Source organism: Erythrobacter sp. SN6-5, from assembly GCF_057364945.1.
The window spans coordinates 1,482,265-1,494,591 of sequence record NZ_CP200282.1 but is presented as its reverse complement, the minus strand read 5'-3'; the positions used below and the strand labels follow the sequence as shown (position 1 = coordinate 1,494,591).

17 protein-coding genes are annotated in these 12,327 nt (G+C 56.3%); 6 read left to right on the top strand and 11 right to left on the bottom strand.

What is annotated here, in order from left to right:
- Nucleotides 1-75 precede the first annotated feature (75 nt).
- Entirely contained in the window at nucleotides 76-453 is a 378-nt protein-coding gene (locus tag AC0V6Z_RS07530; protein WP_472640716.1) for a DoxX family protein, read from the top strand.
- Between the two features lie 29 nt (nucleotides 454-482).
- Here the strand turns inward: AC0V6Z_RS07530 and AC0V6Z_RS07525 are convergent, their stop codons facing one another.
- Together AC0V6Z_RS07525 and AC0V6Z_RS07520 are read right to left on the bottom strand one after the other, a co-directional pair.
- Entirely contained in the window at nucleotides 483-734 is a 252-nt protein-coding gene (locus tag AC0V6Z_RS07525; RefSeq protein WP_472640715.1) for an SWIB/MDM2 domain-containing protein, read from the bottom strand.
- Between the two features lie 56 nt (nucleotides 735-790).
- Nucleotides 791-1,381: a YbhB/YbcL family Raf kinase inhibitor-like protein gene (locus AC0V6Z_RS07520; protein WP_472640714.1), complete on the bottom strand. Its 591-nt coding sequence runs from the start codon at nucleotides 1,379-1,381 to the stop codon at nucleotides 791-793.
- A gap of 289 nt (nucleotides 1,382-1,670) precedes the next feature.
- Here AC0V6Z_RS07520 and AC0V6Z_RS07515 point away from each other — a divergent pair, with 289 nt between their 5' ends.
- Together AC0V6Z_RS07515 and AC0V6Z_RS07510 are read left to right on the top strand one after the other, a co-directional pair.
- Nucleotides 1,671-2,333, top strand: a complete 663-nt coding sequence (locus AC0V6Z_RS07515; protein ID WP_472640713.1) for a hypothetical protein — start codon at nucleotides 1,671-1,673, stop codon at nucleotides 2,331-2,333.
- Nucleotides 2,239-3,123, top strand: a complete 885-nt coding sequence (locus AC0V6Z_RS07510; RefSeq protein WP_472640712.1) for a S41 family peptidase — start codon at nucleotides 2,239-2,241, stop codon at nucleotides 3,121-3,123. Before AC0V6Z_RS07515 ends, AC0V6Z_RS07510 begins: the two co-directional genes overlap by 95 nt.
- 25 nt (nucleotides 3,124-3,148) lie before the next feature.
- Here AC0V6Z_RS07510 and AC0V6Z_RS07505 read toward each other — a convergent pair whose 3' ends face one another.
- From AC0V6Z_RS07505 to AC0V6Z_RS07480, 6 genes are all read right to left on the bottom strand, one after another.
- Entirely contained in the window at nucleotides 3,149-3,547 is a 399-nt protein-coding gene (locus AC0V6Z_RS07505) for a response regulator (RefSeq protein WP_472640711.1), read from the bottom strand.
- Nucleotides 3,547-4,629, bottom strand: a complete 1,083-nt coding sequence (locus tag AC0V6Z_RS07500) for a PAS domain-containing protein (protein WP_472640710.1) — start codon at nucleotides 4,627-4,629, stop codon at nucleotides 3,547-3,549. Before AC0V6Z_RS07500 ends, AC0V6Z_RS07505 begins: the two co-directional genes overlap by 1 nt.
- Nucleotides 4,630-4,906: 277 nt before the next feature.
- Nucleotides 4,907-5,062, bottom strand: coding sequence for a hypothetical protein (locus AC0V6Z_RS07495; RefSeq protein ID WP_472640709.1), 156 nt, complete (start codon nucleotides 5,060-5,062; stop codon nucleotides 4,907-4,909).
- Between the two features lie 5 nt (nucleotides 5,063-5,067).
- The gene (locus AC0V6Z_RS07490) at nucleotides 5,068-5,343 is read right to left on the bottom strand and encodes a hypothetical protein (RefSeq protein ID WP_472640708.1); all 276 of its coding nucleotides are present in this window, start codon (nucleotides 5,341-5,343) and stop codon (nucleotides 5,068-5,070) included.
- Entirely contained in the window at nucleotides 5,340-5,747 is a 408-nt protein-coding gene (locus AC0V6Z_RS07485; RefSeq protein WP_472640707.1) for a COG3650 family protein, read from the bottom strand. Before AC0V6Z_RS07485 ends, AC0V6Z_RS07490 begins: the two co-directional genes overlap by 4 nt.
- A gap of 212 nt (nucleotides 5,748-5,959) precedes the next feature.
- Nucleotides 5,960-6,532, bottom strand: coding sequence for a fasciclin domain-containing protein (locus tag AC0V6Z_RS07480; RefSeq protein ID WP_472640706.1), 573 nt, complete (start codon nucleotides 6,530-6,532; stop codon nucleotides 5,960-5,962).
- Between the two features lie 198 nt (nucleotides 6,533-6,730).
- Here AC0V6Z_RS07480 and AC0V6Z_RS07475 point away from each other — a divergent pair, with 198 nt between their 5' ends.
- Both AC0V6Z_RS07475 and AC0V6Z_RS07470 read left to right on the top strand, forming a co-directional pair.
- Nucleotides 6,731-7,963, top strand: a complete 1,233-nt coding sequence (locus AC0V6Z_RS07475) for an FAD-binding domain-containing protein (RefSeq protein WP_472640705.1) — start codon at nucleotides 6,731-6,733, stop codon at nucleotides 7,961-7,963.
- A gap of 121 nt (nucleotides 7,964-8,084) precedes the next feature.
- On the top strand, nucleotides 8,085-9,287 hold the full coding sequence (locus tag AC0V6Z_RS07470; RefSeq protein WP_472640704.1) for a hypothetical protein: 1,203 nt from the start codon (nucleotides 8,085-8,087) through the stop codon (nucleotides 9,285-9,287).
- 63 nt (nucleotides 9,288-9,350) lie between these two features.
- On the opposite strand, the gene AC0V6Z_RS07465 is transcribed toward AC0V6Z_RS07470, so the two are convergent.
- From AC0V6Z_RS07465 to AC0V6Z_RS07455, 3 genes are all read right to left on the bottom strand, one after another.
- Nucleotides 9,351-9,578, bottom strand: a complete 228-nt coding sequence (locus AC0V6Z_RS07465) for a hypothetical protein (protein WP_472640703.1) — start codon at nucleotides 9,576-9,578, stop codon at nucleotides 9,351-9,353.
- Nucleotides 9,579-9,793: 215 nt separating this feature from the next.
- Complete coding sequence (locus tag AC0V6Z_RS07460; RefSeq protein ID WP_472640702.1) at nucleotides 9,794-10,717, bottom strand: hypothetical protein; 924 nt, start codon at nucleotides 10,715-10,717, stop codon at nucleotides 9,794-9,796.
- 305 nt (nucleotides 10,718-11,022) lie between these two features.
- Complete coding sequence (locus tag AC0V6Z_RS07455; protein WP_472640701.1) at nucleotides 11,023-11,235, bottom strand: cold-shock protein; 213 nt, start codon at nucleotides 11,233-11,235, stop codon at nucleotides 11,023-11,025.
- A gap of 414 nt (nucleotides 11,236-11,649) precedes the next feature.
- Here AC0V6Z_RS07455 and AC0V6Z_RS07450 point away from each other — a divergent pair, with 414 nt between their 5' ends.
- Nucleotides 11,650-12,315 (top strand): lipocalin family protein, encoded by a 666-nt coding sequence (locus AC0V6Z_RS07450; RefSeq protein ID WP_486176460.1) that lies wholly within the window; start codon nucleotides 11,650-11,652, stop codon nucleotides 12,313-12,315.
- The last annotated feature ends 12 nt before the right edge of the window (nucleotides 12,316-12,327 follow it).

Below are 12,327 nucleotides of genomic sequence, written 5' to 3'. Positions count from 1 at the left end.
ACTGAGCAGCGGTCTGGCGCGACCAGCGCATCGAAGTCCGCTGAGGGCGGCCTAAAGCGCTTCAATTTCGCGCTGGTGCGCATCATCTTGGCCGTGTTTTACGGCTATGCTGGCTATGCCCATATCGCCACGCCGGGGCCATTTCTGGCGATCATGCCGCGCTTTGTGCCAGCACCAGAAACGGTCGTTTACTTGACGGGTATTGCGGAGGTCGCCGGGGCAATTGCCCTGCTACAGCCCTTCTCCAAACCAATAAGGAGGGCAGGCGGTATCGGCCTTGCTCTGTACGCTTTGTGTGTATGGCCCGCCAATATCAATCATTTTGCCATGGACATGGCGAACCCTGATGGCGGTTTCGGGCTTGGCTATCATGTTCCGCGAATGATCGCTCAACCGATATTGATCTGGCTGGCCCTGTTCGCTGGAGAAGTGGGCTGGCGACGCCGCACATAAAACCTGCGCGACGCCGCCAGCAATCACTCTTAGGTGAGGTGCTTAGACACCGCAGCCGTCATTTTGAACATTGAGATCTGGTCTTTACCGATCACAGCGCTGAGCTTGCCATCAGGATTGATCTGACGCTTGTCTTTGCTGTCTTGCAGGCTGTTGCCCTTAATGTATTCCCAAATCTTTGACGTCACTTGCGCGCGCGTCATCGGGCCTTTGCCGATGACAGCTTCAAGTTCAGACGAAAGCTGCACCGGTTTCTGCAGTGCATTAGTCTTTCCAGCCATGATCCTCTCCTTCTCAGTGGTGGCAGGTTTCAAAAATCAAAGTCACGTATTCAACTTCAAATATCGTCTTCGGCCCAGTCGCCCTCATCTTCAGCGGCAGAACCAGTAAATGGGGCGACCAACAATGTGCTGGCGACTATCGACCCTTCTAATGTCGCCAACAAATCGGCGCGGGTTGCCCCGGGCATCAATGTCAGCGGCAATTCTGTTGCAAACAATTGGAACACATATTGCCGCGTCTCACCCTCTGGCGGATTAGGCAGCAACCATTCCGAATTGCCTTTGGAATTCTTTCCGGCACGCGGAGGCGTTTCGCCTTCCAGCAGCATGCCCTTTTGCCCCTTCAGGCCCCAGACCAGCCAATGGCAATCCGGCTCATCGCTGGCGCTTGTTGCGTCTTCCGCAATCAGCACCAATTCTTGCGTCCCTGGCGGCGGCGCATTCCATTCAAGCGGCGGAGCGACGGCGTCCTCTTCTTCAGCGCTGAAGCAAGGGTCCAGTTCTTCACCTGGATCAAACGCGGGGCTGGTTAGCTTAAACCCACCGCGGGCAAAATTGCGCTCGCTTCCCAATTGCGCAATCGCCAAGCCCGCATGCTGCGCAGAAGCAGGCAGTGCAGTTCTAAGCCAATCGGGCAAACCAGTCATCGAAGCAATTTCCTCCTAAATCTCTTTGCAAACTAGGCGCATCGGATCGTCAAGACGAGAGTTTTAGCTGAGCTTTGCCCCGGTTTCTGAGGAAAACTCAGCCAAATTTGTGAAAAGTTGTATCCAAATGGCAGAATCCTCACCTTTCGTAGATGCACATCGCAAGCAGGCGTGCCCGGCATTCTCTCATTAACAGGAGAGTAATCTTGCTCACTAGGGGTTCATCAGCGATGCTGATTGTATAGAAAACACACATCAAAGACGCTTTTGTAAGTCGGAGTCGCACCGCATGACCATTGGTCGCATTACCCTTTCTACCCTCCTTGCAATCTCCTTGGCCGCTTGCGGGGGTGGTGGAGGATCAGGCCAAGCAGCTGGTGGTGGCACCGCAGGCGGCGGCACTGGAGGAGGAGCCAGCGGCGGCGGCGGAGGCACGGCGGGATGCGCGCTCGCTGATCAGCAAGATTTCGCCAAAGACGTAATCGACGAATGGTACCTGTTCCCCAATCTCGTCGACAACACGGTCGTGGCGAGCAACTTCAACGACCTTCAAGGTTATCTGGATGCATTGGTCGCCCCTGCCCGCGCCCAGCAGCGTGACCGCGGCTTTACCTTCGCAACATCCATCGCCGAAGAAAACGCGCTGATTAACTCCGGCTCGAACGCCGGGTTTGGGATCAGGCTTGCCTATGACACGGTCAACAATCGCGTGTTCGTGCTTGAAGCATTTGAGAATGCGCCCGGATTTGGCGCCGGGATCGATCGCGGAACAGAATTGTTGGCGATTGGCACCAGCAGCGGCAATTTGCAGAACGTCTCTACACTAATGTCATCGGGCGGTCCGCAAGCAGTCATCGATGCGCTCGGCCCGTCAACAGCTCGGCACGACCCGGGTCATTCAGTTCCGCACAGCGACAAATACGACCAGCGAGTCGAGCATTACGAAGGCTGATTTCGCGCTTGATCCAGTGTCTGACCGATATGGTGCGCTGATCCTGGATGATGCGGGCAAGAAGGTTGGTTATCTGAACCTGCGCACCTTTATCGTTGCCAGCGCCTCTGACCAGCTGCGCGATGCCTTTGCCCTGTTCCAGAGCGAAGGTGTGACCGAACTGATCATCGACTTCCGCTATAATGGCGGCGGATTGGTCGATGTCGCGGACCTGCTCGGCGACCTTTTGGGTCAAGGACGCACCGGTCAGGTGTTCAGTGAGACGGTCCTGCGCCCCTCGAAATCTGCGGAAAACTCCACCGAGCTGTTCCAATCAGAAGCTAATGCGATCCAGCCCACGAAAATTGCCTTCATCGGGCGCAGAAGCACAGCCTCTGCCAGCGAGCTCGTGATCAATTCGATGATCCCCTATTTGGGCAACAATCTGGCCCTGGTCGGGGATGACACCTCGGGCAAGCCAGTGGGTCAATTTGGCTTTGACCTGGCGGCCTGCGACCTCAGGGTTCGCGCCGTGACGTTCCAGACCAACAATGCCGATGGGAATGGCGAATATTTCACTGGGTTAGCGAGCGAGGTTCCCAACACCTGCCAAGCGGACGACGATATTTTCACTCCGTTTGGCGATCCGAACGAAGCCTCAATCGCCGCGGCGCTAGACTTTCTTGGCGGACGCACCTGCACTGCCATAGGCGCCGCTGGGGTTCAGCGAGCGCAAGGCTCGGCCCGCCAAACGATGTTGCAACCAGAACGCCCGAATGCAGCGCAGTTTGAGATCCCAGGACTGTTCTAAGGCAGACGGCCTGCAGCCAGAGACTCTACTCTGCGGCGAAGCGAATAGCTTGAGCGTCCGCACCTTGCGAATGCGCGATTGCAGCAGCGATGACTTTGTCTGCTGAGGCTGGCTTGGCAATCAGTTCGGCATCCAGCTCACGAATGCGCTCATTGTGGCGATCCAGATCGCCTGAGTGCAGGATGTAAGGGATTTTCAGACGATCAAGCTCACGCGCCACGGGGAAGCAAGTCAACCCCTCACCCAGCGATACGTCCAATATCGCCAAGTCTATGCCTGCCCCATGCCTTTGAATATGGCGCTGGGCAGTATCGCAATTTGTCGCAGTTAACACTTCGCAGCCGCGATCTTCAGCCGCAAACTCCATATCCATCAGAATCAAAGGCTCGTCTTCCAATAGCAATATGGTGTAGCTCTTGGCCATCACACGCTCCCAACCGGCAGAGTGATAACGGCCTTGAGGCCTGTTTCGTTCCAATCGCGCTCTATCGTTCCATCAGTCGTGGCAAGCATCCGGTCGACAATTGCAGTGCCCGTTCCCGCGATGATTTGATCCGGGATGACGAGAGGGCCGCCTTCTTCCGCCCAGGTGATGACAAGGCCCTCTTTATCCTCCGCCAACATCCAGCTGACGGTGACTTTGCCCTCTTCGGTGGCCCACGCGCCGTGCTTGGTCGCATTGGCAGCAAGCTCGTGCAGGATTAGGCCGACAATAGAGATGATGGTAAACGGCATACGCACACCGTTCCCCTGCAAGATCAAACGTTCCTCATCGCGGTCATAAGGCAGCAGAACGGCCTTGATCGCTTGCCCGATATCGATGCTGCCGGATGAAGCACCATCCAGGGTCGTTTCGTAAGCGCGGCCAAGTGCCTGAATGCGGGAATTGATCTCAGCCGCCTCGGCGCGAATGCCCCGCACGCGCCCGGTTACATTCACGATCCCCGATATCACCGCGAACATATTCTTCATGCGGTGCGACAACTCGCGCGCCATTTCCTTTGCATGGCGACCCTCAGACCGCGCAGCGCGCACGTCAGACACGTCCCATTGACTGCCAAAGAAATAGACGAGTTCGCCGTCGCTGTTGTAGATCGGGCCGAGGTGCAAAGCGTTCCAGAAAGTTGTGCCGTTCTTCCGGTAATTGAGCAGCTCAACCACCACGACGTCTTCATTGACCAGCGCTTCGCGAATGCGCGCAACCGGCTCCGGATCGGTATCAGGGCCTTGTAGGAACCGGCATGACCGCCCTAATATCTCATCCTCGCCATAGCCGGTCAGGCGGCGAAACGCCCGGTTTGCAAAAACTATCGGCAGGTCTGGCTGGTGCGGATCGCACAGGCAGATCGCCATGCGGGTTTGCGCCATGGCTTGCTCAAACAGCACGCCAGATGCGCCAGAAAACTGATCGCCTTTGTGGCCCGCCCGAAACCTGTCGGGCGCGTCGTCAAAGCTCAAAGATACTTGCTCGGATCGCTTAGGATCGCGTTCTTCGTCGGTGCTCACTATAGTCCGCTTTCCCGCCGCAGTGATCAATGCAACGACCATATCTGTTCATTGCCATCCAAACGACAATCGGACGCGTGCGTTCCAAGAAATTCGGGTGCCATAGGCATGTAGACTGATAAGCCATTGCACTATAGAGGTTTTAGGTGAAATTCCGGCGCAATTATTCGTTCTAGCCCTGCGGCAAACTGCGTTTCTTGAGGATCTAGATAATGCTGGTCACGGGCGCTCAGTAGCCCAATTTAGGCTTCCCTGTGACGGTCTAGAGCGTATTCTGTCAAATCTCGTAATCGTCGATCACGCTCATCAAAAACACCAGAAAACCAACCGCGAATATCCCGTCCGCGACCAATCCGCCCGCCACCATCGGATCGACAACAGCGACGCCAAACACTTGAGGTGCGAGCAGCGTCAAAATGCCAATCTTGCTCAAGATGCCTAAGCCCACAAAATCGGGCCAAAGCGCATCGGCTCGCGCGCTACATGGAAATACACGATGCCAAAGCTGAAGATAAACAAGCCGATGATCCGGGCATCGATCGTTGCCTCTGGGCTGAGCATGCCAGCCAAGCCGACGATCAAGTTGAAGACCGCAGCTGCCCAGAAGAACATCCGCCAATAACGCGAGACGGAATAAGCGCTTGCTACACCAGCATCTTCATTCTCTGTAATGGCCTGATCCTCGACCATCTGGACATCATGCGCATCGCTCATTCGGATTCTTCCCCAGTAATCGGATTGCTGTCGGTGTAACCGCATCCAAGCAGTGTCGCATCACCCAAATTGACGGTCGCTGTAAACGGATATTCGAAATCGCTCATGCCATCGCTGCATTCACCTGGTGTGATGGCAATCTGCAAGCTCTCTCCAGCAAGCTCGCCAGAAAATCCAAGCCCATTATTGCCAGAAAATCGACTGACCTCGGCAACCTCGCCTTCAAGGTTCTCTGGGCTTGTATAGGTCAGCTTGTTGCCTTCGATTGCCATGCTCCAGAACGGCTCTGTCCCGCTCAAATTGATCGTTTCATCATCAGCAATACCGGCAAAGTTCTGAGGCGTATCGGCGCGGTTATCACCACTGGCAGTGCACGCGGAAAGGCTCAATACTCCCAGCATCATCAAGCAAACCTGCCTTAAGCCAATCATTTCACATCTACCTTTGCGCTGCCTCTCGCTAACAATAGGGGTAACTAACCCCAGCGTCACTATCTGACCGCGGACAGTCGACAAATTCATTCCCGGTGGGATGTAAAGGTGTATTCCATCCACAAAAAGGGGCAGACCCCTTTACGGAGCCTGCCCCTTCCAAGCTTTATTGAAGAATGCTTGAATTACTGAGGCATCAGCACCGAATCGATGACGTGGACGATACCGTTTGATGCTTCTACATCGACAGCTGTTACGGTCGCCGTGCCGCCAGCGGCATCGGTCAGAACCACTGCACCATCGACAACATTGGCCGTCAGCGTACCGCCATTCACGGTTGGGATTTCATATCCGCCCTCGCCCGCACCTTCGATTGCGCCGGTCAGCGAAGCCGCATCAACCGCCTGCGCGATGACGTGATATGTCAGGATCGTACCGAGGGTCTCGGTGTCTTCGGCCGTGAGCGTTTCGACTGTGCCTTCTGGCAGCTTCGCGAATGCCTCATTGGTTGGCGCGAACACCGTGAACGGACCCTCGCCAGATAGAGTGTCGCCAAGTTCGGCGGCCGTCACCGCAGCCACAAGGGTTGAGAGGTTGTCATCGCCAACGGCCACATCAACAATCGTGCCAGGTGCCGCGTCTTCCGCCGCCATTGCATCTTCGGTTGCAACGTCATCGGTCGCCGCTTCTGGCGAACAGGCTGCAATCGACAATGCGATGGTCGAGGCCAAGGCCAAGGCCAATTTAAGGGTGTTCATAGGGGATCATCCTTGTAATCTTCAAGAAATTTTAGAGTCATTCGCGGGGGAATGGGAACAAGCCGTTTTGCTTGCTCGCTCACAGATACGAACGAGTCCCCAGATTAGATGTTCCGAAATTTGTTGTGCGTTTGAGCACGAAAATTACACAACTCAGGGGCGGTGGCTCGCACTTTGTTGGAACTCTAGGAGGCGCCTTTGGTTGTTCTTTCCATGCAATGGACACCCACTCGCGCCGCTGGCCTTGAGCAATTTGCCGCCTTTTTACCAAAAGCCGGAAGACGATATGCCGATGCGCGCAATTTTGACGATGGAACGGGCCGCAGCAATGTCTCGCTGCTGTCACCTTGGCTGCACGCAGGGCTGTTGAACGAGACCGAAGTCTGCACCTCCGTGCTTGCCAAGCACAGCCCGCAAAAGTCGGAGAAATTCATCGCTGAGGTGTTCTGGCGCGTCTATTTCAAAGGTTATCTCGAACAGCACCCAAGTGTTTGGGCGGAATATTGCAAAGATCGTGACGCGGCCTTCAGCCGTTTGGAAACCAATACTCGCCTCGAAAGAGCCTATAGCGAGGCGATCTATGGCCGCACTGGGATCGAAGCGTTTGATGTGTGGGCGCGTGAACTCATTGAAACAGGCTATCTACACAATCACGCCCGCATGTGGTTCGCCAGCATTTGGATTTTCACGCTCAAACTTGATTGGCAGCTCGGTGCGGACCTCTTTTTGAGAAACCTGATCGACGGCGATGCAGCCTCAAACACGCTTAGCTGGCGCTGGGTTGCGGGTCTGCACACTAAGGGTAAGGCTTACCTTGCTCGCCAGGACAATATCGCCACCTACACCGTCAATCACCCAAATGGCCCGCTGCCGGCAGAAGGTTTGGCAATGGAAGCGACAGCCCTCGAAGAACCCCACGACCACCCGAGGCAGCCATTGTCCCTGCCCGATGTTCCCAGCGAAGATGCTTTTGCAGAACCGTTTGCGCTACTGCTGCATGATGAAGCGGCGAGCCACGCCCCACTAACCTTACCCAATGTGCCGAGCCTAGTGATTGGCGCAGCCCGTCCCGCCGCGCGGTCGCCGCGCGAGATGAGCGATAAGGCGCTGAGTTTCGCAGAAGAGGCCGTCGCGGGTTCGCTTAGCAAGGCGGCCGATGCGTTTGGCTGTAAAACCACCGTGTGGGACAGCGAACAATGCCTTGCTAACCTGCTGTCAGATGCCGGGGTCACGCGGGTCGTGACGCCGTATCTGCCTATTGGTTGGACCCGTGATGCGCTATGGCCGGAGCTGTCCGAATTGGAGACTATGGGCAATCTCGTCACCCTGCTGCCAGAGCTTGATCGGGCCACGTGGCCGCATGCTAAGGCTGGCTTCTTTGGCGTCAAAAAGCAGATCGAGAGCATTCTGGGAGAGCTTGGCGTCGGCTGACACGAGCGCGTAAAATGCGCATTTGCACGCACTACAGCCACGCTGCACGCGGTGCATAGTTAACCGGAAACTTACGCCTGCTGCATTACCGTCCCCGGATTGGAAACCGGGACCCAAGACGATGAAATATCCGAACCGTTTGCAAACCGCTTTGCTGTTCGACCAGCCGCACGACATCTTAGAGGCGGCTGTGCGTGATTTCGCTCGGATCGAAGAGATGAAATCGGGTGCGATTTTCAACGTGCCTGAGGCCAATCCAGGCAAATTCTATCGGCTATTCAACGGTTCTGAAGAGCTGATGGTGACCTTTGAATATGTCGATGGTCCGGCCAATCCAGACGTGTTCGCCGCGGCATTGTCGTCGACCGTCACCGGCATTCTGTGCCCGGATATTCGAGATCGCATTGCCCGCTCGCGCAGCCACATCCTGCTGGAGGTGTCGCATGGGGTGATGGGCGGTGTCGAAAACGATCCCAAAATCGCCGCGATGTTTGAGCAGATCGGCGTGACACAAGCAGGCGCGACGCGGGAGCAATTTGACCGGCGCTTACAAGTTTTGGCTCTGATGAGCCGGATTATCACTGACCATGCCAGCCCATCCGCCGTGCATTGGACGCAGTCAGAGCAGCTAATCTCTGGTGAGATGTTTGACAGCTTTGCCGCTATGGATGCGCCGAGCCCGCTTCACATCCACCCGTATCTGTTTGGGCCGCGAGCAGGACCCAGCGAAGATCAAGAGTTGGGCATTCGCACCTATGGCGCGCGTCATTGGCTGGGCCGCGAAATCATGATCAAACCCAATGTGCTGCCTTGGGCTGTCAATTTCGAAACCATCATTGGTTTTATGAATATCTGCACGGCCGAGAACGGCTATGTCATCCCGGATGGCGATACATTCGGGCCGGAAGACCGCAGCCTATCATACCGAGTGAACTGGCGCGATGCTGACCCGGAAGATGGCGAAGCTGGATTGGCGTTTTATGAACTCACTCCGCTTAAACATGTGGAGCATGATTTTCTCGCTGAGGATCACGTCCCTGACGAAAACGCCTTCAACGACCGATCCTTTCCAGCTGACCTCATGCCTGGGGAACAGGACGCGAAGGCCGAACTTGCGAATGAGTGGGCCGAGAAACGCACCATGGCCGAGGGTATAGGCGGAAGGTTCGAAGTGCGTGCGATTGGAGACGGAGGTGTCCCGCACCCTGATCCCGACCCGTCAAAGCCCGCCCAAGTCAGCCAGTCAACGCCCAGTAATCCAGGCATGCCAAGCCTAAGCGGCAAGGGATTGCGCGCGAAAGTGTTTGGCCGGAAAGGTGTTTAGCGGGCGCAAGTTTGGCCCCTCAGCATAGGCTGAGAGGTCACACTACAAAGCGTTCGTACGTTCTTAAGCGCTGGCCGCTTCGGCTGCTTCGGCCTCTGCCGCACGGCGCGCGGCACGCTCTTCATCGGCGCGGGCGCGGTCTTGCACAGTCTTGCGAGCCTGCTCAGCCAAACCACGCCAGGTTTTCTCAGCGCGCAGATGCCGTTCACGCACATTGGCGAGATCAGACTTTTCTGCTTGCGCCGCCGCTTCGTCAGCGCGCTCGCTGTAGAATTCGTAAGTTTGGGCCATGTAATGGTCTCTCTTTATGCTCTGGCTCAGCAGGGGTCAGAGTGCATGCAAGCACTTGGCATGTCTTGCCGCAAACTAAGCGCAGCGGCGCCAGATTCTTTGGATAGACCGTAAGGTTAGCAGATTTATACCCAAACACCTAATTTATGCGGCTTTCGTGGTAAATACACGCACAAGCACTCGCGCCGTACAGAGACAATGCTCGCGCGCTGAGACTAAGCCGCCTTGTCGACGGAGCGCCCGCGCCCAAACAAACGGCTGAAGAAGCCTCGCTTCTTCGGCTCAGGTTCAGGCGTCTCTTCCATGATCTCATCAACTTTGCGGCGCAGATCTGCACCGGAGAATTCCTTCTCCTCTTCAACCACTTTGCGTTGGATGAAGGTCTCTGCCTCAATCGATGCAAGCTCCACGACCGGACGGCGTTCCGCCACCTGCTCAGTCGCAGGCTTGGCTAGAACGCTGATCAGCTCAGGGCGCATGTCCTCAACAGCGACAACGGCACCAATGCCGATGGGATGGAGGTGCTCTTTCACGCGGGCCGCGATCGCTTGCTGACACCTCAGCGCTCGCCACCAACAGCCAATAACATATTCGACGTAGCGCAGTGGCGCCTGCGGCGGGTTGTCATCGCGGAAGAAGTGGCGCTGTTTGTGGAACAGCAAAGCGGTGTTGAGCGGGCCAAAGCCCTCAATCTCTAGATAGAGCTCAATGTCTTCTTCTTTGCCAGCCCAGGCCGGACCCTCTTCATTGCCGCATTCCGCGATTATCTGGTCAGCGGGCGTGCCAGAGAAGGCATAATCCTCATCCGTATAGAGCATGGCTGCGAGGAAAGGCTCATGCGTCTTGCCCTTTTCAAAGGCGAGGTCTGGCGGGTTCGCCGCGACGATGATCACCGTGCTGACGGGTTCGCCTTCAAGCCCATCGACGCAATCGAACACGTCTTCGAGCCCATTGATCTCAATCGCATCATGATCAAGCTGGCGGCACAGTTCAGCCACTGGGCTGTCCATGGTCGCAATATGCTCTGAAAGGATTGTCTCCACAGCATCAAAATCAGAGGCGGCGAACAGCGCATGCAAGCGCTCTTCAAAGGCCCTTTCCCCCTCGGCAGTCGCAAAGACTTCCTGCAATTGATGCATTTTCAAAACCCCTTAGTCACGATCCGCACTGGCGCCAAAGGCCAGCCCCGCTGTCATGCAGCGTAATCCTTCCAGCGCGTTAACCGCGCATGGCTACTATAGGGTTAATACTGAGGTTACTGTGGCCCATCCTCTCGCTTCTAACCACGGTCAGTACGAGTAGGAAAGCGCTGCGGCGGCCATAGCCAGCGTCATAAGCGCTTCATATCTTGGCTCACATCTGTCGGAGCCCATTTGCGCGTTTTCCCGCGCAGAGGGATTGCAGCGGGGCAGAGCCATCACAGCCCCGCCCCGCCACGGATCGCTTAGTCAGCAGCTGACAAGTTCACAGCGCTTTCTTTGCCATTACGGCCTTCTTCGAGGTCGAAGTTGACGCGCTGGTCCTTATCAAGCGATTGCATGCCGGCGGCTTGCACTGCGCTGATGTGGACGAAGCTGTCATTGGAGCCATCGTCTGGCTGAATGAAGCCATAGCCCTTGTCAGTGTTGAAGAACTTTACGGTTCCAGTCTTAGACATAGTCGTTTCCTTTCAAGCGAAACGGTAATTGCCATGCCCCAATGCGAGGCATGGTTGTGCGTCAAATCGTCAAATGAAAGGAAGTCGTCGTCTGGTTTACGCCGGGGGCCACAGGGGCCAAACGGCGGAAGGCAAATCTCGAAGTCCGTCGCAAATCTCGACGTCAGCAAGGCGCAACTAGCAGACATTTGGGCAATCACCTAATTTGAAGGAGTTAGCCGCCATTTCTGCGCCGCCATGAAAGGTCGCTTTTCGCAGCCCCGTAAGCCCCATTCCTCCACTCGCCGCACGCACAGGGCGCTTGGAACAGCTGGAACACAGTCTAGGGCCAAAAACCATCCGATCACAGACACGCCTATTGATCGAAAAAATCGATTGAACGCCGCTCAGGAAGGCAAGATTAGGCATAAAGAAATGACGCATCGGCTTACGATAGTCTTACGCATCGCAAGTAGGAAAGCGGAACAACTGCCCCCTCGTCCGCGTTCAACCAGTATGATCTTCAAACACACCTCACGTATCCTCACCACACTGTTCGGAGCAGCAGCACTCGCCGCATGCGCTGGCTCTCCCGGCCCGGTCGGCAACACCGCCGTGCCTCAGCCCGCAAAGCCGGTTGCGCTCGCATCATACCTTGGCACCTGGCACGAATACGCCCGCTATGAGGCGCCATTTCAAAAGGGCTGCGAAGGCGTCACTGCGACCTATTCGGAGCGCGATGATGGCAAGATCGCGGTGCTCAATTCCTGCCGCAAAGGCGGGCTTGATGGCAAACTCAGCGAAGCCAAGGGCCGCGCCAAAGTGGTCGAGGGATCAGACGGTGCCAAGCTGAAAGTGAGCTTCTTCGGCCCGTTTTACGGCAACTATTGGGTGCTGGACCGCGGCGAGCCAAACGCACAGGGACAATACCCGTGGTCGATCGTCGGCGAGCCATCAGGCCGATACCTCTGGATGCTCACCCGGGAGACCCAACCCAGCGCAGAATTGCGCGCCGCGCTAGAGGCCCGGGTGCGCGAGCTTGGCTATGACTGGAGCTTGGTCAGGATCACAGAACAGGGCCCCGCCACCCCGTCATCCTGAACTTGTTTCTGG